Origin of the sequence: Agromyces atrinae, from assembly GCF_013407835.1 — a bacterium.
Lineage (GTDB): Bacteria > Actinomycetota > Actinomycetes > Actinomycetales > Microbacteriaceae > Agromyces > Agromyces atrinae.
In genome coordinates this window covers 1,928,526-1,950,962 of the sequence record NZ_JACCBI010000001.1, presented here as the reverse complement: position 1 = coordinate 1,950,962, position 22,437 = coordinate 1,928,526, and the positions used below count along the sequence as shown (strand labels likewise).

At 69.8% G+C, this 22,437-nt stretch carries 15 protein-coding genes; 13 read left to right on the top strand and 2 right to left on the bottom strand.

Features of this window, described 5'->3' with window-relative positions:
• Positions 1 to 31: 31 nt before the first annotated feature.
• The 6 genes from BJ972_RS09165 to BJ972_RS09140 all read left to right on the top strand — a co-directional run bounded on the left by BJ972_RS09165 (position 32) and on the right by BJ972_RS09140 (position 6,799).
• Positions 32 to 1,654 carry an ABC transporter substrate-binding protein gene (locus BJ972_RS09165; protein WP_129173637.1) on the top strand — a complete coding sequence of 541 codons (1,623 nt, stop codon included), beginning with the start codon at positions 32 to 34 and terminating at the stop codon, positions 1,652 to 1,654.
• Between the two features lie 2 nt (positions 1,655 to 1,656).
• Entirely contained in the window at positions 1,657 to 1,998 is a 342-nt protein-coding gene (locus BJ972_RS09160; protein WP_129173639.1) for a carboxymuconolactone decarboxylase family protein, read from the top strand.
• Complete coding sequence (locus BJ972_RS09155) at positions 1,995 to 3,323, top strand: M20/M25/M40 family metallo-hydrolase (RefSeq protein WP_129173641.1); 1,329 nt, start codon at positions 1,995 to 1,997, stop codon at positions 3,321 to 3,323. The genes BJ972_RS09160 and BJ972_RS09155 overlap by 4 nt, the downstream gene beginning before the upstream one ends.
• A gap of 218 nt (positions 3,324 to 3,541) precedes the next feature.
• Complete coding sequence (locus tag BJ972_RS09150) at positions 3,542 to 4,861, top strand: aminotransferase class V-fold PLP-dependent enzyme (protein WP_129173642.1); 1,320 nt, start codon at positions 3,542 to 3,544, stop codon at positions 4,859 to 4,861.
• Between the two features lie 200 nt (positions 4,862 to 5,061).
• The gene (locus tag BJ972_RS09145) at positions 5,062 to 5,757 is read left to right on the top strand and encodes a GntR family transcriptional regulator (RefSeq protein ID WP_129173643.1); all 696 of its coding nucleotides are present in this window, start codon (positions 5,062 to 5,064) and stop codon (positions 5,755 to 5,757) included.
• Between the two features lie 97 nt (positions 5,758 to 5,854).
• Positions 5,855 to 6,799 (top strand): sugar phosphate isomerase/epimerase family protein, encoded by a 945-nt coding sequence (locus BJ972_RS09140; RefSeq protein ID WP_129173645.1) that lies wholly within the window; start codon positions 5,855 to 5,857, stop codon positions 6,797 to 6,799.
• 15 nt (positions 6,800 to 6,814) lie between these two features.
• Here BJ972_RS09140 and BJ972_RS09135 read toward each other — a convergent pair whose 3' ends face one another.
• Positions 6,815 to 7,558: a FadR/GntR family transcriptional regulator gene (locus BJ972_RS09135; protein ID WP_129173646.1), complete on the bottom strand. Its 744-nt coding sequence runs from the start codon at positions 7,556 to 7,558 to the stop codon at positions 6,815 to 6,817.
• A gap of 264 nt (positions 7,559 to 7,822) precedes the next feature.
• Here BJ972_RS09135 and BJ972_RS09130 point away from each other — a divergent pair, with 264 nt between their 5' ends.
• The 6 genes from BJ972_RS09130 to BJ972_RS09105 all read left to right on the top strand — a co-directional run bounded on the left by BJ972_RS09130 (position 7,823) and on the right by BJ972_RS09105 (position 14,929).
• Complete coding sequence (locus BJ972_RS09130) at positions 7,823 to 9,109, top strand: ABC transporter substrate-binding protein (protein WP_129173647.1); 1,287 nt, start codon at positions 7,823 to 7,825, stop codon at positions 9,107 to 9,109.
• Positions 9,110 to 9,184: 75 nt separating this feature from the next.
• The gene (locus BJ972_RS09125) at positions 9,185 to 10,159 is read left to right on the top strand and encodes a carbohydrate ABC transporter permease (RefSeq protein WP_129173648.1); all 975 of its coding nucleotides are present in this window, start codon (positions 9,185 to 9,187) and stop codon (positions 10,157 to 10,159) included.
• Complete coding sequence (locus BJ972_RS09120; RefSeq protein ID WP_129173650.1) at positions 10,156 to 10,986, top strand: carbohydrate ABC transporter permease; 831 nt, start codon at positions 10,156 to 10,158, stop codon at positions 10,984 to 10,986. Before BJ972_RS09125 ends, BJ972_RS09120 begins: the two co-directional genes overlap by 4 nt.
• Positions 10,987 to 11,010: 24 nt before the next feature.
• Positions 11,011 to 12,951, top strand: a complete 1,941-nt coding sequence (locus BJ972_RS09115) for a glycoside hydrolase family 127 protein (protein ID WP_129173652.1) — start codon at positions 11,011 to 11,013, stop codon at positions 12,949 to 12,951.
• Positions 12,930 to 13,952, top strand: coding sequence for an LLM class flavin-dependent oxidoreductase (locus BJ972_RS09110; protein ID WP_129173654.1), 1,023 nt, complete (start codon positions 12,930 to 12,932; stop codon positions 13,950 to 13,952). The genes BJ972_RS09115 and BJ972_RS09110 overlap by 22 nt, the downstream gene beginning before the upstream one ends.
• Positions 13,949 to 14,929, top strand: a complete 981-nt coding sequence (locus tag BJ972_RS09105; protein WP_129173656.1) for a 3-hydroxyacyl-CoA dehydrogenase family protein — start codon at positions 13,949 to 13,951, stop codon at positions 14,927 to 14,929. The genes BJ972_RS09110 and BJ972_RS09105 overlap by 4 nt, the downstream gene beginning before the upstream one ends.
• Before the next feature lie 92 nt (positions 14,930 to 15,021).
• Here BJ972_RS09105 and BJ972_RS09100 read toward each other — a convergent pair whose 3' ends face one another.
• A complete protein-coding gene (locus BJ972_RS09100) occupies positions 15,022 to 15,624 on the bottom strand; it encodes an FBP domain-containing protein (protein ID WP_308790467.1) in 603 nt (200 codons plus the stop codon).
• Between the two features lie 257 nt (positions 15,625 to 15,881).
• Here BJ972_RS09100 and BJ972_RS09095 point away from each other — a divergent pair, with 257 nt between their 5' ends.
• Entirely contained in the window at positions 15,882 to 22,367 is a 6,486-nt protein-coding gene (locus BJ972_RS09095) for an immunoglobulin-like domain-containing protein (protein WP_164989893.1), read from the top strand.
• The last annotated feature ends 70 nt before the right edge of the window (positions 22,368 to 22,437 follow it).

Below are 22,437 nucleotides of genomic sequence, written 5' to 3'. Positions count from 1 at the left end.
CCAGATCCCGCATCCCACCAGGAGGAACACCATGACCCGACGATCCCGCATCGTCCTTGCCGCGCTCGCGGCGACGGCCGCCGCCACCCTCGCCCTCACGTCGTGCGCGAGCACCGAGGGCGCACCCGCCACGGAGTCGACGGGCGCCGTCGTCGAAGGCGGCGCGCTCACGTTCGCCGTCGCCAACGACCCGATCTCGCTCAACCCCTCGGGCACGGGCTCGGGCAACGACACGCTCTACGTCACGCGCCAGCTCGTCGACTCGCTGCTCTACCAGAACCCCGAGACGGGCGAACTCGACCCGTGGCTCGCCGAGTCGTACACCGTGAACGACGAGGCGACGGTCTTCACCTTCGTGCTGCGCGACGACGTCACGTTCTCCGACGGCACGCCGCTCACGGCCGACGACGTCAAGGGCACGTTCGACGACATCATCGCCGCGGGTGCGCTCAGTCAGGCCGTCTCGGCCTTCGTCGGCTACTCCGAGACCGTCGCCGTCGACGAGCACACCGTCGAGGTGCGCTTCTCGTCGCCGAACGCGGCCTTCCCCAACTCGACCACGTCGGTCGGCCTCGGCATCGTCGGGGCGGCGACCCGCGCCGTACCGTTCGACCAGCGCGCCGACGGCGCCGCCCTCGTCGGCACCGGTCCATTCACGCTCGAGTCGTACACGAAGGACGTCGAGACGGTGCTCGCGAAGCGCGACGACTACGCGTGGGCGCCCGCGGCCCTCGGCAACGACGGCGCGGCGCACCTCGACTCGGTGACGTTCCAGATCGTGCCCGAGCCCGGCGTGCGCACGGGAAGCCTGACCTCGGGCCAGGTCGACGTCATCGGCGGCGTGCAGCCGCTCGACGTCGACACGATCGAGGCGTCGAGCCTCGATGTCATCTCGCGGGCGAACCCGGGAATCCTCTTCGGCCTGAACTTCAACCAGGCGAGGCCGGTCGTCGCCGACATCCGTGTGCGCGAGGCGATCTCGGCCGCCGTCAACGCCGAAGAGGTGCGCGACACCGCGCTCAACGACCTCTTCGCGGTCGGAACGAGCGCTCTCGCCTCGACGACCCCCGGCGCCTCCGACGAGAGCGAGTACTTCGAGTTCGACCCCGAGCGCGCGGCCGAGCTCCTCGACGAGGCCGGCTGGACGGAAGGCTCCGACGGCATCCGCGAGAAGGACGGCGAGCGACTCTCGCTCACGATCGCGTGGATCACCAACTTCGGCCCCAACCAGACGTCGCTCGAACTCATCCAGCAGCAGCTCAAGGCCGTCGGCATCGAGATCGAGCTCGTCGGCGGGGTCGTGCCCGAGTTCCTCGAGCGCCAGAAGAGCGGCGACTTCGACATCGCGTGGCACAACGGGTCGCGCGCCGACGGAGACATCCTGCGCACCTCCTTCTCTACGGCCGCGACCAACTACCTGAAGATCGACGACCCCGAGCTCGAGGCCCTGCTGCAGAAGCAGCTCGCCACGGCCGACCCCGTCGCCCGCGCCGAGGTGCTCGCCGAAGCCCAGGAACGCATCGCGAGCCAGTACTACCAGATCCCCGTGCACGAGCTCACGTCGATCCTCGGCGCGCAGACCACGGTGCACGGCATCACGTTCGGAGCCGACTCGCGTCTCGACTCGCTCGTCGCGGCCTGGAAGGCTGAGTAGTCATGAGTGAGTACTTCGAGAAGTCCGACAAGACCTTCACGCGCGTCTACAAGAAAGAGACGCCCGACATCCTCGCGGCGTTCGCCGCCTTCGACGAGGCCGTGTTCCAGGCCGAGGGGCGCGAGATCCCGCTCAAGTACCGCGAGCTCATCGCCCTCGCGGTCGGCATCACGACGCAGTGCGTCTACTGCATCGACGCGCACAGTCAGAACGCCGTGAAGGCCGGGGCGAACGAGGCCGAGCTCGCCGAGGCCGCATGGGTCGCGACCGCGATCCGCGCGGGCGGCGGGTACGCCCACGGGCGCCTCGCGTTCAAGCTCGCCGGCACCCACGACCACGGATGACGGCGGCGCTCGAACTCCTCGAGGCGGAGTCGCTCGCGTTCATCCGCGACCTCATCCGCATCGAGAGCGTCAACACGGGCGTGGCCGAGACGATCGGCGACGGAGAGACGCGCGCAGCGCGCTTCGTCGCCGATCGGCTCGCCGAGGTCGGCCTCGAACCTGAGCTCGTCGAGTCGAAGCCGGGCCGGGGGAGTGTCGTCGCGCGTCTCGCCGGCTCCGACCCGAGTCGCGGCGCCCTCGTCGTGCACGCCCACCTCGATGTCGTACCCGTCGAGGGGCAGGAGTGGACGACGCCGCCGTTCGGCGCCGAGATCCACGACGGCTGGCTCTACGGGCGCGGCGCCGTCGATATGAAGAACTTCGCGGGCACGATCCTCGCGATCGCACGTCACTTCCGTCGCGAGGGGATCGTTCCCGAGCGCGACCTCATCTTCGCGTTCTTCGCCGACGAGGAGGCGGGCGGAGTGTGGGGTGCGCGCTGGCTCGTCGAGAACCGGCCCGAGCTCTTCGCCGGGGCGACCGAGGCGATCAGCGAGGTCGGCGGCTTCTCGGTTCCGATCGAGGGCGACCGTCGTGCATACCTCGTCGCGACGGGCGAGAAGGGCGTCGCGTGGGCGACCCTCACGACGCGCGGCCGGCCCGGGCACGGGTCGCGTCCGACCGCCGACAACTCGGTCGTGCGTCTCGGTCGTGCCGTCGCGGCCGTGGGCGATCACCGCTTCCCGATCGTGCGGTCGAGGTCGCTCGAGGGTTTCCTCGATCGGTTCGGCCGTGAGCGCGGCGTCGATCTCACGGACCTCGACGACGACGAACTCGATGCCCGGGTCGCCGAGCTCGGTGTCGTTGCACCGCTCATCGGTTCGGGGCTCCGCCAGACGATCTCGCCGACCGTGCTCTCGGCGGGATCGAAGACGAACGTCATCCCCGCCGAGGCCTCGGCCGCGCTCGACGTGCGGATGATCCCGGGCAGCGAAGGCGAGATCTCCGCAGCCCTGCAGGGTATCGTCGGAGACGACGTCGCCGTCGACTGGGTGTCGTGGATCCCGCCCATCGAATCGCCGGCCGACAGCCCGCTGCTCGACGTGCTCGCCGACGCGATCGGTGCCGAGGACCCCGACGGTGTCGTCGTGCCCTACCTCCTGCCCGCGAGCACCGACAACAAGCACCTCGCGCGTCTCGGCATCGCGGGCTACGGCTTCGTGCCGCTGCGCGTGCCGCAGGGCTTCGACGTGTTCGCGCAGTTCCACACGAGCGACGAGCGCATTCCCGTCGACGCGCTCGCGTTCTCGGCGCGCGTGACGGAGCGGATTCTGCGTCGGGCGTGAGGGCCCGTCGTCGGCGCACATGACTCCATGTTGCGCCGCGTGTCGACGTGAGTATCTCGCCATTGTCGGCACGCGGCGCCGGTCGTAGCCTCGGGGCACCACACCCACGGCGCACGGCGCCGACTCCGAGGAGACACCATGGACGACCGCACCCGCACCGCGCCCCTTTCGACCCGGCGCACCGCGATGATGCGCTGTCCGAGCGGGAGGCGTGCGGCGTGACCGCGGTAGCGCCGGTGCTCACCTCGAGCGGCAGGGTCGAGCCCCTGGCGACGCTCACGGATGCCGCACTCGACGTTCCCGTGCTCGGCGGCGCTCGCGTGCGCCACGTCAACCTCGACCTCGCGGCATCGGCGCCGGCCCTCGACGCCGTCGCTCGCCGCGTCGTCGACGTGCTGCCCTGGTACTCGAGCGTGCATCGCGGCAGCGGCTACCCCTCGATCGTGTCGACCGATCTGCTCGAGAGTTCCCGTGACGTCGTCGGCCGCCACGTCGGTGCGCGTTCCGACGACACGGTCGTCATCACGCGCAACACGACCGACTCGCTCAACCTTCTCGCGTCGGCCGTTCCCGGCGACGTCGTCGTGCTCGACATCGAGCACCACGCGAACCTCCTGCCGTGGCGCTCGCGTCGCGTCGTCGTGGGGCGTTCGACGATAAACGAGACCCTCGACGCGCTGCGCGCCGAACTCGCGTCGCGCCCGGCCGCGCTTCTCGCCGTCACCGCCGCCTCGAACGTCACGGGCGAGGTGCTTCCGCTCGAGCGCTTCGCGGCCCTCGCCCATGAGCACGGCGCCCGCATCGCCGTCGACGGCGCGCAGTTCGTGCCGCACCGCCGCATCGACATCGCCGAGACCGGCATCGACTACCTCGCCGTCTCGGGTCACAAGGCGTACGCACCGTTCGGTGCCGGAGTGCTCGTCGGGCGCCGCGACTGGCTCGACGCAGCCCCGGCCTACCTCGCCGGGGGAGGCGCCGTCGACACCGTCACGGCCGACGCCGTCTCATGGAAGCGCTCACCTGAGCGACACGAGGCCGGCACGCCGAACGTGCTCGGCATCGTCGCCTTCGCCGCCGCGCTCGTCGAATTCGAGAGCCTCGGCGAGGAGCGCCGCGGGGCGCATGAACGGGCTCTCCGTGAGCGGTTGCTGACCGGCATCCGTTCGCTCGACGGCGTGCGCGTACTGGGCGGCTTCGACGACGCGACCGACGCCGTCGGCATCGTGACGATCGAGCTCACGTCGCTCTCGGTCGGTCTCGTGGCCGCGGCTCTCGCCGCCGAGCACGGCATCGCTGTGCGGGCCGGCCGGTTCTGTGCGCACCCGTTCTTCGACCGCATCGCGACGCGGCGCAACGGCCTGCGTGCGAGCATCGGTCTCGGCACGTCGAGCGACGACGTCGACCGGTTCGTCGACGCACTCACGAGCATCGTCACGAGCGGTCCACGCGCCGAGTATGCGCGCGGCGCCGACGGCTGGCATCCCGTCGCCGACGACCGCCCGGCGCCCGAATTCGGAGTGCGCCCGGTCGCGCGCTGACGCGCGCTGCGCCGCGCCCTCGGCGGAGTGCCGTTCGTGCGATCGAGTGCCGGTCTGAGGGCACTCGTGCGCGCGAACGGCACTCCGGCGGGGTGGTCACCTCGACCCGGGGTCGAGGCCGGGTGGGGCGGATGACGGTGCGGCGCGTATTCTCAGGGGGCAACCGCAACGGGCGACAGGTACCGGGCGAAGGGAACGCGATGCCGATCACCACTGCTGCCGACATCGATCGTCGGGGCCTCCGCGACCGCGTCTACGAGTCGATCCTCGGCATGCTCGTCGACGGCGCTGTCGAACCGGGGGAGCGGCTCTCGATCGACACCGTGGCGAAGGTCCTCGACGTCTCTCCGACCCCGGTGCGTGAGGCTCTTGTGATGCTCGAGCGCACGGGTCTCGTCACACGCGTCGCGCTCAAGGGGTACCGCGTCGCGCCGCAGCCCGACGCCGCCCAGCTCGAGGAGCTCTTCGAGGCGCGCCTGATGCTCGAGGTCGAGGCCGTCAGACTCGCGTTCCCGCACCGGGTGTCGCTCCGACCGCGGCTCGCCGAGCTCATGGCGGCGCACCGGGCGGCGGCCGCTGCCGTGCGCAGTCATGTCGGCGCGGAGGTGCCCGTCGAACTGACGCAGCGCTACTTCCAGAGCGACAGCGACGTGCACCGCGTCATCGTCGAGCACTCCGGCAACCGCTACCTCCGCGACATGTACGACTCGCTCGGTGCTCTCACCCACCGGATGCGCCAGGCCGGAACGCGGGGGCCGAGCGACGCCGCCCAAGCCCTCGACGAGCATCGCGCAATCGCCCTGGCGTTCGAGGGCGATGATGTCGACGCCGCGGTCGCCGCGATGCGCGCTCACATCGAGAACGTGCGCGGCCGGGCGATCGCCGACGCGTCTTAAGCTTCGCTCGAGTCGTCGAAACCTATTTCCTATAGGATATTGACGACGGGAACGGCGTGGTCCGAGCGCTGCTCTCACCGAATGCGACGGAGCAGACGTGAGCAATGACTTCACCTTCACGGCCGACACCTGGCCTATTGCAACGTGCCTCCACGGCATCCCCGCGGTCGGCCGTGACGGCACGACCTTCCACGACGCCCCTGCCGAGGTATGGGACGACGCCTTCGCGCAGGTCGAGCGCGTCGGCTTCACGCTCGCCGAACTCGCCGACAGCCACATTCGGCCCGCCGATCTCGAGCCGTCGCGGCGCGAGGAGTTCCTCGCGATCGCCGCTTCGCACGGCGTCGGCATCCCCTCGGTGCACGTGCAGCGGCAGAGCGTCATCCAGCCGGGCCGCGGCGAGCAGAACCTCGCGTATGCGCACCGCACGATCGACGCGGCCGCCGAATGGGGCATGTCGGTCTTCTCGACCGGCCTCCATCAGCCGTTCACCGCCGCCCAGAAGAAGGCGCTCTGGTTCTGGACCGCCGAGGGGCCCGTCGATCCCGACGATCGGGATGTCTGGGACCTCGCCGTCACCCGCCTCCGCGAACTCGGTCGGCACGCCGCGGAAGTCGGTCTGCCGATGTCGCTCGAGATGTACGAGGACACGTACCTCGGAAGCGCCGACAGCGCCGTGCGTCTCGTCGAGGACATCGGGCTCGACAACGTCGGACTGAATCCCGACATCGGCAACCTTATCCGCCTGCACCGCCCCGTCGAGGACTGGCGTGAGATGTTCGCGAGGACCCTGCCGTACGCCAACTACTGGCACGTCAAGAACTACATGCGCGACGAGGACGCCGCACGGACGTGGTTCACCGCGGTCCCGACGACGATGGAGGCCGGCCTCATCAACTATCGCCAGGTCGTGCGCGATGCCGTCGACCTCGGCTTCCGAGGCATCATCCTCATGGAGCAGTACGGCGGCGACAGCCTCGGGGTGTGCGCGACGAACCGCGACTACCTGCGTACCCTGCTGCCGCTCGACGAGCCCCGCTGAGGCGCGACTCCGCGGCTACTCGCGGTCGTCCGACAGGGGGAGCGCGAAGGAGGCGCGCAGGTCGCTGCGCGTCTGCTGCAGGTGCTTGCGCATCGCATCGGCCGCACCGACGCGGTCGCGCGCGCGGATGCGCTCGAAGATCTCCTCGTGCTGGGCGATGAGGTCGTCGAGCGAATCGGGATGACGCTGGCGGTTGCCGCGCAGGCTGCGGACGCGACTGTCGTGGAGCGGCTCCTCCATGGCCTCGACGAGGAGGCTCAGGAGGCGGTTGCCGCCGGCCGAGGCGACCGCGGCGTGGAAGCGGAGGTCGGCGTCGTTGAACGACTCCTCGTCGTCGGCGGCCTTCATGGCGCCGAGCATCATCTCGATCGTCGCGAGGTCGGCCCGGGTGGCGTGGCCGGCGGCGAGGGCGGCGACGTGCACCTCGATCGCGAGGCGCACCTCGACGAGCTCGAGGAGGCCCCCGGCATCGCGTCGCACGGCGGCGGAGAAGTAGCCGCTGAGAGGTGCCGCCGTGGGGTGCGCGACGGTGGGGCGACGCCCCTGCTTGATCGAGACGAGTCCCTGCGCCTGCAGCGTGCGCAGCGCCTCGCGCACGCTCAGCCGGCTGATCTCGAGCGTCGCGGCGAGCTCGGTCTCGGACGGCAGGGTGTCGCCGGCTTCGAGCTGGCCGCTGAAGATGAGCTTCTCGACGTGATGGACGGCGTCCTCGGTGACCGAGGACGACGAGGGGACTGTCACGTCAGTGTTGGAGTTCACGCGACAACTCTGCCAGAGCGACGGCACTCTCGCCAGATCATTTTCTGCAACTCATCAGATGAGTTGCAGAAGAACCCGCAGCACTGAGCGTCAAAGTGGCCGCAGAATCAAGCAAATCCGAGATCTCTTCGTCTATTCATTGCATTACTCATCTGACCGGTGTTAGCCTCACCGTGACGAAGCTCAGATCGCTGAGGCGTCCACCAGCCCCCAACACAGTGAAGTGCTCCGCGGCATCGCAGCCGCGAGCGGGAATGGAGAATCATGGCCAGCACGTATCGCAGCCCTCGCCGGGCTGTCGCTTGGGGCGGCGCCCTCGCCGCCTCGGCACTGCTCCTGACCGCGTGCGGAGCGTCCACGCCCGAAGAGGGCGCCGACGGCGAGCCCGCGACGGTGACGATGTGGGCTCGCGCCTCGACCGCGAGTCAGTCGCAGCTCCTCGTCGACGCGTTCAACGCCGAGCACGAGACGCAGATCGACCTCACCGTCGTGCCGACCGACAACTACCTGCAGAAGGTCGGAGTCGCAGCCGGCGCCGACGAACTGCCGTGCGTTCTCGCCTCCGACGTCGTCTACATGCCGAACTTCGTGCGTCAGAACCTCTTCCTCGACGTCACCGATCGCGTCGAGGCGCTCGAGTTCGCCGACGCCCTCGTGCCCGGCCACATGGATCTCGGAACCGAGGACGGCGTCATCTACTCGGTGCCGCACACGATCGGCATGTCGGCGATATTCCAGAACGACGTGCTCCTCGAGCGTGCCGGCATCGACCCCTCCGCCGAACTCGGCAGCCTCCGCGAACTCGCCGACAACGCCGCAGCGGTCGCGGCACTCGGACCGGAGTTCAGCGGCCTGTACTACACCGGCAACAACGCCGGCAGCATCTCGTTCACCCACTTCCCGGCCATCTGGGCCTCGGGCGGTGAAGCCCTCAGTGAGGACGGAACCGAGTCGCTCCTCTCGAGCGACGAATCGGTCGAGGTCTTCGAGATCTTCAACGAGATGTTCGTCTCGGGTGCGACGCCCGACAGCGTGCGCAACGAGAGCGGCGCGACCCGCAACGACGTGTTCGCCACGGGCAACGTGGGCTACGTCCTCGCGAGCAACTCCGTCCTCGAAGCCGTCGCCGAGAACGAGGCGCTCACCATCGGCGTGCAGGGAATCCCCGGCGTCGACGGGGGAGTGAGCACGTACGTCGGCGGCGACGTCGTCGGCATCTCGTCCTCGTGCGACACCCCCGACGCCGCGTGGGAGTTCCTCGAATGGACGCTCGGTGAAGAGGCGCAGGTCGACGTCTTCGCTCAGAACAACATTCTGAGCGTGCGCACCGACCTGGCCGACAACGAGTTCTCCGCCGAGGACCCGCGCGTCGTCCGCCTCGGCGAGCTCCTCGCCGACGGCCGCACGCCGAAGGCTCTGAACTACGGCCAGACGTTCAACGACCCGAACGGGCCCGCGCTCACCGCCTTCCGCGAGGCACTGTTCGGCAGTGACGCCCGCGCCGCCCTCGAAGCGAGCGACGACGCCATCAACAGCTCTCTCGCCAACTGAGTCCGATCGGTCCGGCTCGCGCTCGTGAGCCGGACCGATCCCTCTCATCGACCTCGACGAACCCGGAGAGAAACCATGCCGTCGTCCACCGCTGCGCCTGAGCGCAGCACCACCGATCGCGCTCGCGCTCGCCGCAGGCGGGAGGCGACAGCGGGATGGCTGTACGCCCTGCCGAGTGCGGTCATCATCGTCATCCTCTTCCTTGTCCCACTCGGTCTCGCGTTCTGGATGTCGCTCAACGACTGGCCTCTCATCGGCCGGCCCGAGTTCAACGCTCCCGACAACTACGCGGCCATCGGTCAGAACCAGCTCTTCCTCGACTCGGTCGGGTTCACGCTCAAGTACACGGTCGTGACGACGGTCATCTATCTCGTCATCGGCCTCGCGCTCGCCCTCCTCGTGCAGAATGCGCGACCCGGGGTGGGCTTCTTCCGCACCGCGTTCCTCCTGCCGTCCGCGGTGGGTCTCGCATCGGCATCCCTGCTCTTCTATGCGCTCTACAACAACGACTACGGCCCTCTCGGCGACATCTTCGGCTTCTTCGGACTTCCGGTGCCCGACTTCCTCGGCACTCCCGACAACGCCTTCGCGTCGACCGTCGTCATGGTCACGTGGCGATTCGCCGGGTTCAACATGATCATCCTGCTGACGGGTCTCCAGGCGATCCCCGTCGAGGTCTACGAGGCGGCGCGTGCCGACGGCGCGAACTGGTGGCAGATCCTCCGGCAGATCACGCTCCCGCTGCTGAAGCCCACGATCGCCCTCATCCTCGTGCTGACGATCACCGGGTCGATCCTCGCCTTCGAGCCGTTCTACGTGCTCACCGCGGGCGGCCCGAGCAACAGCACGGTCACCATGGTCATCACGATGTTCCGTGAGGCGTTCTCGCTCTACGACCTCGGCAGTGCCGCGGCGATCGCGATGGTGCTGCTCGTCGCACTCGTCGCGATCAACGCCCTGCAGCTCGCGCTGTTCCGCGACCGCGACACCGCGGGCCGCCGACGTTTCTTCGGCCGTCGTGCCGCGATCACCGAGGAGGAGCGCCGATGAGCGCCCGCACCCGCCGCGGAGCGGCGAACACCGCCTTCTACGCGACGGCCGTGCCGCTCGCGATCCTCTTCCTGGCGCCCCTCGTCTGGTCGGGCTTCACTTCCGTCTATGGTTCTCGCGCCACGGGCGGGGAACCCGGCTTCGGCGTCGACAACTACCTCCGGCTCGTGGAGTACGGGGCGGGTCTCGAGACGTACGTCGTCAACAGCGTCATCGTCGCGGTCGTCGCCGTCGTCGGAACCCTCGTGGTCTCGGTGCTCGGCGGGTACGCGTTCTCTCGCTTCTCGTTCCCGGGCAAGAACCTGCTCTTCCTCGGTGCCCTCGCGATCCTCATGGTGCCGCACCCGACGATCCTCATCCCGATCTACCAGATGCTCCGCACGTTCGGGCTGCAGAACTCGCTCATCGGCGTCGGCCTCGTCGTCGTCATGTTCCAGCTGCCCTTCGGGCTGTTCATGATGCGGAACGCGTTCGACGGCCTGCCGCGCGAACTCGAGGAGGCCGCGCTCATCGACGGACTGTCGCGCTTCGGGGCGCTGCGCCGGGTCCTGCTGCGCGGTGTCACCCCCGCGATGGTGACGGTCGGCATGTTCGCGTTCATCGCGTCGTGGAACGAGTTCCTCACACCGCTCCTGTTCCTCACGAACGGCGACTCGTTCACCCTGCCCGTGGCTCTCGTGAGTCTCCGGAGCGGTGAGTTCGGAGCGATCGACCTCGGTGCCCTCCAGGCGGGAATCGTCGTCGCCGCCGTTCCGTGCCTGCTCATCTTCATCCTCCTCCAGCGCCACTACGTGCGCGGCTTCACGGCCGGCGCCGTGCGCGGCTGACCCCTCAACGACTCGGAGACCCCTATGACCTCGCAGCACCGCATCGCGCCCGCCGCACCCGTCGCCCGCACCGTACTCACCCCGCTCGACACCACGTCGGTCACGATCGACGGCGGCTTCTGGGCGCACCAGCAGAGCATGAACCGCGATTCGTTCATCCCGCACTGCGACTCGTCGCTCGAACGCGTCGGGTGGGTCGAGAACTTCCGGGCCGCCGTGCGCGGCACGCTCGAGACCGATCGCGTCGGTCGGCTCTTCACCGACTCCGAGATCTACAAGACGATGGAGGCGATGGCGTGGGAGATCGTGCGCGAGGAGTCGACCGAGCTGCGTGCGCGTCTCGCGGAACTCGTCGATCTCGTCGCGAGCGCGCAGGCGGACGACGGCTACCTCAACACGTTCTACGGGTACGACGGCGGGCCGGATCGGTACACCGACTTCGAGTGGGGTCACGAGCTCTACTGCGCCGGTCATGCCCTGCAGGCCGTCGTCGCGGTCGAACGCGCACTCGGTGCCTTCGACCCGACGGCGATGCGGTTCACCGAGGTCGGTCGGCGACTCGCCGACCACATCTGCCGCGAGTTCGGCGAGGGAGGGCGTGAGGCGATCTGCGGTCATCCCGAGATCGAGACGGCCCTCGTCGAGCTCTATCGCTCGACGGGCGAGGAGCGCTACCTCGAACAGGCCCGCCTGTTCGTCGAGCGCCGCGGTCACCAGAGCCTCCGCGACACGATGTACGGCGGGCGCGACTATTACCAGGACAACGTGCCCGTGCGCGATGCGGAGGTGCTCGTCGGGCACTCGGTGCGCGCCCTGTACCTCGCCACGGGCGCCCTCGACGTCGCCGTCGAGACCGGGGACCGCGAGCTCCTCGCGGCCGTCGGGCGTCAGTACGACCGCACGCTCGAACGGCGCACGTACCTCACGGGCGGCATGGGGTCGAACCATCACGGCGAGGCGTACGGCGAGGACTTCGAACTGCCGTCCGACCGCGCCTACGCCGAGACGTGCGCGGCGATCGCGTCGATCCATCTCGCGTGGCGGCTCCTCCTCGCGACGGGCGAGGAGTGGTACGCCGACATCATCGAGCGCACGCTCTACAACAGCGTCATCTCGTCGCCCTCGCTCGACGGCCTCACCTTCTTCTACGTCAACACACTGCACCGCCGCTCGCCCGGCGTCGAGCCCGAGCCCGGTCAGAGCCTCCGCCGCACCGACGGCACCCGCGCCTCCTGGTACACGACGTCGTGCTGCCCGACGAACTTCGCCCGCACGATCGCGAGCCTCGGCGGGTACGTCGCGACGGTAGACGGCGAGGGCGTGCAGCTCCACCAGTTCGTGCACGGCACCGTCGACGTCGTCTTCGGCGAGGAGCGCCGGGCGCGCCTCGCCGTCGAGACCGGCTATCCCTTCGACGGCACGGTGTCGATCCGGGTCGTCGAGACGGATGACGCGGAGTGGACGTTGTCCGTCCGGATTCCGGGCTGGGCCGACGACGTCGCGGTCATCACGCCCGACGGAGCCGACGTGCACGGCCCGGGCCGGGCGTCCTTCACCCGGGTCTGGCGCGCCGGCGACGTCGTACGCCTGGAACTGCCGATGGAGGCGCGGATCGTGACGGCCGACCCTCGGATCGACGACGTGCGCGGCAGCGTCGCCGTCGAGCGCGGGCCGCTCGTCTACGCGATCGAGTCGGTCGATCAGCCCGACCTCGACCTCGACCGCGTGCGATGGAGCGGTGCGGACGCCCTCTCGGTGCAGCCGGGTAGCGGCGTCCTCGACGGCATCCCGACCCTCACGACGACGGCCGCCGTCATCGACGAGCCCGAGTCGGCTTGGCCGTACCGGATCGCCGCGGGTTCCGAAACCGGCGACCGGTCGGTGCCGCTCACCCTCATCCCGTACTACGCGTGGGCCAACCGGGGGTCTTCCTCGATGCGCGTGTGGATTCCGGCCGTGCGATGACGCTGCTCGTGCAGGCGCGCGGGGTCACCGACCTCGCCGACCTCCGCACCCGTGTCGACCGGTGGGAGGCGCTCGGCCTCGACGGGGTCGTCGTCACCGATCACCTCTTCTCGCCGGGGCGAGACCGGGAGTCGACGCCGAGACCGCCCGATACCTTCGTGCTGCTCGCGGCCATCGCGACCCTGTCGACCCGGTTGAGCGTCGGCTCGCTCGTCGCCAACATCGGCATCGTCCACCCGGCGCTCGTGCTGCGGCACGCGGCCCAGCTCGCCGCCCTCGTCGGAGGAGACCGCGTCGTCGCGGGCCTCGGCGCGGGCTGGAACCCCGAGGAGTTCGAGGCGCTCGGCGACACGATGCCGGGTTATGGCGAGCGGATGACGCGTCTCGAGTCCGCCGTGCGCTTCGCCCGCGAGCAGTTCGACGCGGGCATCGCATCAGCGAGCGGGAGCGGCTTCGTCGCCGACCGTGTGCCGTTGTCGCCGGAATCGAGTGTTCCGCCACGCCTCCTCGTCGGCGGCGGTTCCGAGCGGCTGCTCCGCCTCGGCGGGCGCTACGCCGACCGCATCGACCTGAACGCTCCGAGCTCGGCGGGCCGCATCAGCGCGAGCGACCCCGCGGGCGACGACGGGCGTCGTCGACTGCGCACCACCGACACCGATCTGCTCGCCTCCATCGACGTCGTGCGCTCGGCCGCGCGCGACGCCGGCCGGCCGATGCCCGAGCTCTCGGTGTTCGTCGACACCGTGATCGTCACGGATGACACGGACGTCGCCGCCCACGAGGAGGCGCTCTGTCGCACGCGGTCGATCGAGCCGCGCTCCCTCGCCGAGTGCCCGTTCGTGCTCATCGGCTCGGCCGACGCGATCGCGCGCTCGCTCGGGTCGCGCATCGCCCGGCTCGGCCTCACCCGCGTCATCCTGCCCGACGGGCCGCATCTCGAGGCGCTCGTCGCCGCGCGCGGCCGGGCCGTCACCACCATGAATCGAAGGAGTGAAGAATGATCGAGAAGATCGAGTCCGTCGCCGTCGTCGGAGCGGGCTACATGGGGGGCGGGATCGCCCAGTCACTCGCCATTCGAGGTATCGACGTCGTCATCGCCGACGTCGACGCGGCCGCGACGCGTGCCGCCCGGGAGCGCCTGCTGCGAGAATCGGAGGAGTTCGAGGCGAAGGGGATGTTCGCGGCCGGGAGCACCGATGCCCTCGAGTCATCCCTCACCATCGCCGCGTCGATCGAGGAGGCCGCCGAACGGGTGGACTTCATCGAGGAGGCCGTGTTCGAGGTGCCCGGCGTCAAGCACGAGGTGCTCGCGCGCATCTCGGCGGTCGCCCGGCCCGACGCGATCATCGGCAGCAATACCTCGACGATCCCCGTGCACGTCATGGAGACGGCGGTCACCGGGCCCGAGCGCTTCCTCATCGTGCACTGGAGCAACCCTGCGCCGTTCATCCCCGGGGTCGAGCTCGTCACCGGTGCGCACACCGATCGGGCCGTCATCCCCGTCGTCAAGGATCTGCTCGCCCGCGCCGGTCGGGAGAGCGCCGAGGTCGCCGACGTACCGGGCTTCGTGCTCAACCGGCTGCAGTACATCCTGCTGAAGGAGGCGCTGTCGATCGTCGACGAGGGCGTCGCGACTCCCGAGGACGTCGACACGATCGTGCGCACGACCTTCGGGTTCCGGCTGCCGTTCTTCGGGCCCTTCGCGATCGCCGACATGGCCGGACTCGACGTCTACGAGAAGGGCTTCGCCATCCTCGAATCGGGCCTCGGCGAGCGATTCGCGACGCCGCCGCTGTTGACCCGCACGGTCGAGGCCGGCGGGCACGGTACCAAGAACGGCCGCGGGTTCACGGGCGAGCACTCGCCCGAGGAGGTCGCACGCATCGTCGAGTACCGCGCCGAGGCGTACGCACGCCTGCAGGCGCTGCTCGCCGACCTCGGCCCGTCGCCGTTCACGCCGGGCCCCCGCGGTCGGTGAGTAGGCAGTAGATCGGCCTCTGCCGGGTGCATTCGCCGATCTACTGACCCCTCACGGCCGGCGTGGGGTGGGGTAGGCAGGGCGGATGACGGTCAGGAGCCGATCACGGAGCCGACGAAGCCCGCTGCACGGCGTGCGAGGCCGGCGGAGCGGGCGGTTCCCCGTGCGCGCACCTCGAGAGGGGTGAGCGGAGTGGGCAGGTGCACCGTGTCGGAGCACGAGAGGTCGGCGCAGATGTAGGTTCCGACGGAGTCGCCGCGCTCGCCGGCGGGGCCCGCGCGACGGGCCGAGAACAGCGAGACCTGATCGGCGGGCTGCAGCGTGTGGCAGAGCGAGCACTGGGCGCTGCGCCCGCGCGGCATCGTGGTCTCCGCCGCGCGCACGACGATGCCGTTCACTTCGCCGTCGCGTTCGACGAGGAGGTAGCCGCGCTGCCGGGCCTTCGGGTCACGCCAGCCGACGACGTCGACGTTCTCCCACTCGGTGAGCATGATGCGCACGGGCAGCGCGAGGTGCTCGAGCTCATCGGCCGAGCCGTTCACGAACGACGCGCGGATCTCGTCTTCGGTCAAGGGGCGCACGGTATCGAGTCTACGTACCGGTGCGCGGCGCTGGTGGGGAGTGCGTTCGCCCGCGTCATCCGTCGTCGCCGCGTCATCCGCTCGCTTCGCCGGCTCGCCTGACGCGCGCCTCACCCGCCGGAGTGCCGTTCGCGCGCGGGAGTGCCGCGCGAGCGGAACTCCGCCGCGCGAACGGCACTCCCGCGGAGGGGATGACGACGCCCGCGCCACCGCCCGCACAATTGGTATCGCTCACATGTGTCACGATTTCGAGCCTTAATCAGTTGCTCGCTCAATCCTGTTAGCGATAACATCCTGCTCGGCGGTATGCCGAAACACTGCGCGCAGCACCCCCCTTCATGCGCGCGCAGAACTCACAAAGGAGTGTGTCCATGTTTTCTCGCACCCTCGCGATCGGGGCCGCGCTCGCGGTCTCCGTGAGCCTGCTCAGCGCGCCCGTGCCCGCGGTCGCCGAGCCGACGGATGGCCTCGTCGCCTGGTACGAGCTCGACGAGACGAGCGGCACGGTCGCCGCCGACTCGTCGGGTCACGGACGCAACGCCGCCATCGAGGGTGCAGCGACCTGGAACGGCGGCTCCGGCTTCACCTTCGGCGGAGGAGGGGCATCGAGCGGCAACGCCGTGAAGCTGCCCGACAACATCATCGCGGGCCTCTCCTCCGTCACCGTCGCCCTCGACGTCTGGACCGACCCGGCACTCACGGGCAACCACTTCGTCTACAACCTCGGCAACCTCGCCGTCGGCTCGCCTGCCTCGGGCTCGGGCTACCTCTTCACGACCACGACGCCGTACCGCGCGACGATCTCGGGCCAGTGGTGGAACAACGAGAAGGTCACCACCAAGGGCCAGAACCTCCAGAAGGGCATCTGGCGCCACCTCACGTACACGCAGACCGGTACGACGGGCGTGCTCTACGAAGACGGCGTCGAGGTCGGCCGCAACGCGAACGTCACGGTGACGCCCGCGCAGATCGGCAACGGCACGACGACCCGCAACTACATCGGTCGCTCGGCCTACGCCGCCGACAACTCGTTCCGCGGCGTGGTGCGCGACTTCCGCATCTACGACCGCGCGCTCGCGGCCGATGAGGTCGGTGCGCTCGCGACCGCGGCCCACCAGGCGACCGTCGACGCGGATGCCGCGTGGACCGAGACCGCCCTCGGCGATGTCAGCGCCGTGATCGCGAACCTCACGCTGCCGTCATCCGGCCCCGCGAAGGCCGCGATCACGTGGTCGTCGTCGAACACGGCCGTCATCGCGAACAACGGAACCGTCACGCGCCCCGCGACGACCGCCGTCGTCGACCTCACCGCCACGATCACGGCGGGCACGACCTCGACCACGCGCGTCATCTCGGTCACCGTGCCCTCCGTCGCGAACCCCGACCAGGACGCCGTCGACTCCGCCGCAGCATCGCTCGTCGTCCACGACGTCGACGACGTGCGCGGCGACCTCGTGCTGCCGACCACCGCGACGGGCGACGTCGCCATCGCCTGGTCGTCGTCGAAGCCCGCCGTCATCTCGACCGACGGACGCGTCTCGCGCCCCGCCCACGGCGAGCCCGCCGCGACGCTCGAACTCACCGCGACGCTCACGCGCGGGGAGGCGTCGACCGTGAAGACGTTCCCGGCGACGGTTCCCGCCCTGCCCGAGGCCGTCGACCCCGAGGCCTACCTCTTCACGTACTTCACCGACAACACGATCGAGGGCGAGAAGATCTACTTCGGCGCCTCGAACGGCAACGACGCCCGCAACTGGATCACCCTCAACGGCGCGGCGCCCGTGCTGTCATCGGATCAGGGAACCACGGGTCTGCGCGACCCGTTCATCATCCGCTCGCCCGAGGGCGACACCTTCTACCTCATCGCGACCGACCTCTCGATCGGAGGCGGCACGAGCTGGGACGCCTCGCAGCGCAGCGGCAGCCGCTACATCGAGGTGTGGGAATCGCACGACCTCGTGAACTGGTCGGAGCAGCGCCACGTGCAGGTCTCGCCCGAGAACGCAGGCAACACCTGGGCGCCCGAGGCCTATTACGACGAGTCGCTCGGCGAGTACGTCGTCTTCTGGGCGTCGAAGCTCTACGCCGACAACGACCCGAACCACACGCTGGGCACCCACAACCGCATGCTCTACGCGACGACGCGCGACTTCCGCACGTTCAGCGACGTCGAGGTCTGGCAGGACACCGGGGTCTCCCGCATCGACTCGACCGTGCTCAAGGTCGGCGACACGTACCACCGCTTCACGAAGGACGAGGCGCAGCAGACCGGCTGCCTCGACATCTTCGAAGAGACCTCGACCGACCTGACGGCTCCCACGACCGAGACGTCCGAGTCGGGCGCCTGGGCGCTGCAGGAGACCTGCATCGGCCGCGGAGCCGGCACCGCCGCCGTCGAGGGACCGACGATCTTCGCCGCGAACCCCGGCGACGTCAACGGTGAGGGCTACTACCTCTTCGTCGACGAGTTCGGCGGGCGCAAGTACATCCCGCTCTTCTCTGAGGAGCTCGGCGAGAACGCCGACTGGTCGGTGCCGAGCGGCTACTCGCTTCCGTCGCCCGCACCGCGTCACGGCACGATCCTGCCGATCACGGCCGAGGAGCAGGCCCGTCTCTTCGACGCCTACCTGCCCGCGGCGCAGTCGGCCGCTCCCGTGTCGGTGCGCACGGCCCTCGGCACCCCCGCCGAGCTGCCCGCCCGCGTCGCCGTGACCTTCGCCGACGGTTCGACCCAGGACCTCGCCGTCACGTGGGACGCCCCCTCGCCCGCCGACTACTTCGAGCGTGAGGGCACCGTCCAGGTGTCGGGCACGGTCACCGGCTTCGGCATCGCGGCGACCGCGACGATCGAGGTCGTCGACGCGAGCGGACCCCTGCAGCTGCACTACGACTTCTCGCAGGTCACCGGCACGACCGTGCCCGACTCGTCGCCCTACGGCAACGACGGCGTGCTCCGCGGAACCGGCGCGAGCGTCACGGGCGACGCGCTGAACCTCCCCGGCGGCGCGGCCAACAGCAGCGCGGCCTACGTGCAGCTTCCGACGGGCATGTTCGACGGCGAGAACACGCTGACGATCTCGGCGTGGCTGAAGAACGACACGACGCCCGGCAACTACGCGGCGCTGTTCTTCGGTTCGGCCTCGAACCCGCCCGCCCAGTACTGGCTGCTCAACCCGCGCACCGGCTCGAACCGCTTCAAGTCGGTCATCACGAACTCGCTCAACGCGGGCGCACCGTGGGGCACCGAGGCCGGCATCACGCCGACGACGGCGAGCAACGGCATCGCCGGACCGATCACGTCGTCGGCCTGGGGCCTCTACACGACCGTCATCGAACCCGGATCGATCACCGGCTACTTCAACGGTGAGAAGATCGGCACGGTCGCGACCACCCGAACGGTGAGCGACTTCGGACGCAACCTCGTCGGCTACATCGGCCGCTCGTCGTACTCCGACATCTTCTACAAGGGAGGGATCCGCGACCTGAAGGTCTACACGAGCGCACTCACCGATTCGGATGTCGCGGGCGAGTACTTCGCCGGAGTCGACGACCCCGCGGCCGTCGATGCGGCTCTCGCCGCCGATGCCGCGGCACTCGACCTCGGACCGTCGACGATCATCGCCGACATCGACCTGCCGGCGCGCGGAGTGAAGGGATCGGCGATCACGTGGTCGTCGAGCGACCCCGCGCACCTCGCCGCCGACGGCTCGGTCACGCGGCCGACGGATGCCGATGCGAGCGTCACCCTCACGGCGACCCTCACGATCGGCGAGCGCAGCACGACGCGCGACTTCGTCTTCACCGTGCTCGCCGACGACCCGCAGAAGGACCTCGACTTCGTCGCCGACGGTTTCGACCTCGCGATCACGCACGTGTCGAGCGACATCGTGCTGCCGACGAGCATCGACGGAGTCGACGTCTCGTGGCAGTCATCCGACCCCCAGGTCATCGCGGCCGACGGATCGGTGCTGCGCGCACCCGACCAGCGAGCGGTGACCCTCACCGCGACGTTCAGCCGCGGCGGCCTCACGGCGACGCGCGAGTACGCCGTCACGGTGCTCGCCGTCGACACGGGCCGACTCGGCACGTACATCGCCTCGGGCAACACGACGCGCACCGACGTGCTGCACCTCGCGACGTCGTCGTCGACCTCGGCGGATGACGCGAGCTACGCCGCGCTCAACAACGGACGCGGCGTGCTCTACCCGACGCTCGGTTCGCAGAAACTCGGCTCGCCCGACGTGTTCCGCACCCCCGGCGGGGCCTTCGGACTCGTCGCGACCGACGACTCGGCGGGCAACCGCATCCACGTCTTCGACTCGACCGATCTCGTGCAGTACACGAACCCGCGCCTCGTCGCCTTCGCCCCCTCGGGCGTCGACGCCGCACGCGTCTCGGTGCGCTACGACAACGGCCGCGCCGCCTACGTGCTGAGCTACGTGAACCGCGCCGACTCGAACGCCTACACGGTCGAGACGAGCGACTTCGTCTCGTTCTCGTCGCCCGAGCGCGCGGCATCCGTCACCGCCCCGGCGGCCGGGTCGTTCCCGTCGGGCGCGATCGAGACGGCGAGCATCGCGCTCACCGCCGCCGAACTCGACCGCGTCGAGTCGAAACTCAGCCGCGTCGTGAACACGGGCGTCGACGCGTTCGCCGACATCGAGATCGCCGCGGGCGAGTCGTTCGAGCTGCCGGGCAGCGCCGTCGGGCGCTACTCGAGCGGATCGACGTCGAACCTGCCCGTCGAGTGGTCGGCGGATGACGCCGCGAACGTCGACACGGCGACGCCCGGCACCTACACGGTCGAGGGCACGGTCTCGGCGAAGACGTACTCCGACCCGCTCGTCGAGCGTCGAGCCGACCCCGACGTGACCCTCGGCGACGACGGCTGGTACTACTTCACCGGCTCGTACCCGATGACCCGCGCCGACGACCCCGACGGCTACGACCGCGTCATCCTGCGCCGTGCCGAGACGATCGAGGGTCTGAAGACGGCCGAGGAAGTGACGATCTGGCACGAGAACACGAGCTCGGAGCTCAACCGCTTCATCTGGGCTCCCGAGCTCACGAAGATCGGCGACGACTGGTACGTGCTCTTCACGGCCGCTCGTGGCGGGGGAGTGTGGGACATCCGACCCGCGATCCTCAAGTTCACGGGTGACGAGTTCGGCGGCGAGGCCGCGATGGACCCGGCCAACTGGACGAGCCTCGGCCAGATGGTCGCGGCGCCCGGCGACACCGAGGCGTTCACGCACTTCTCGCTCGACATGACCTACTTCGAGGCCGGCGGCAAGCACTACGTCGTCTGGGCCGAGAAGCCGGCGGGCGGTTCGACGCTCCGCATGGCCGAGATCGACCCCGCGAACCCGCGCCAGCTGACGACCCCGTCGATCCTGCTGTCGGCTCCCGAGTTCGCGTGGGAGAAGGGCAACGGCGACGCCATCGACGAGGGCCCCGCGGTCATCGTGAACAACGGGCGCATCCTGCTCGCGTTCTCGGCGTCGACGGTCGACGACAAGTACTGCGTCGGACTGCTCTACGCCGACGAGGGCGCCGACCTCATGGACCGGTCCGCCTGGACGAAGGTCGGCTACCCGCTCCTCACGAGCGCCGACGTCCCCGGACAGGTCGGCCCCGGCCACAACTCGTTCACGGTCGACGAGCTCGGCAACCCCGTGATCGTCTACCACTCGCGTACGGTGAACGACTCGTCGCTCCCCGGTGAGGCGACGGATGCCGGTCTCTTCGACCCGCGCCGCCACGCGCGTGCGGCGACCGTGCACTGGGACGTCGACGGCATGCCCGTCTTCACCCTCACCGAAGCCGAGCAGCTCGACCCGGCGAACGCCGACACCCAGGTGCGCGTGGTCGTCACGGGCGACGACGTCGACCCGGTCGACCCCGTCGTCTCGGCGAGTGTCACTCCCGCCTCGCCCGACGGCGACGAGGGCTGGTACCGCCAGGCGGTCACGGTCGAGCTCTCGGTCATCGAGGGTGCGACGGCCGACATCGAGTACCGCGTGGATGCGGGCGAGTGGGTCACCTACTCGGCCCCCGTCACGGTCACGGCCGACGGATCGCACGTCGTCGAGGCGCGCGCCGTCGTGGCGAACGAGCCCGTGGCCGACTCGGATGCACGGGTCGAGTTCGCGATCGATGCGACCGCGCCCGTGGCGACCGCGACGGTGACGCCCGAGTCGGGCGCCGTCGATCTCGGTGAGACCGCGAGCGTGACGTTCACGGGCCGCGACACGGGCTCGGGCGTGCGCGTCGTCGAGTACCGCGTCGACGGTGGAGCGTGGATCGCCGCCGAGGGCGAGCTCTCGATCGCGGAGCTCGGCTCGCACCTCGTCGAGTACCGTGCCACCGACCGGGCCGGCAACGTCTCGGCCGTCTCGAGCACGACGGTCGTCGTGCGGGACATCGAGCGCGTCGCCGAGATCGACCTCGCGTCGCCGACGGTGCGCGCCGGTGAGTCCGTGTCGTTCACCGCGTCGGGCTTCGATGCGGGCGAGCGCGTCGACGTGACGCTCTACTCCGACCCGATCCTGCTCGGATCGGTGACGGCCGACGCCGACGGACTCATCGAGGCATCGCTCCTCGTGCCCGCCGACGTCCCGCCGGGCGAGCACACGCTGCGCGTCGCGGGTGCGGAGTCGGGTGCGTCGGGCGAGGCCGCGCTCACCGTGCTCGCCGCCGCGGTGCCGGGTGGGCCGGGCACGCCGGGTGCGCCGGGAACGCCGGGCGGAGTCGCCCTCACGGGTATCGAGCTGCTGCCGGGCATCGCGCTCGCGCTCATGCTGCTCGTCTCGGGCGGACTGCTCTGGTTCGGACGCCGCCGCTCACGCCTGAGCTGAGTGCACTGACATATGCCGCTCCCGGCATCCCCGCGCTTCGCCGTGGTGGATGCCGGGAGCGCGGTGTTTG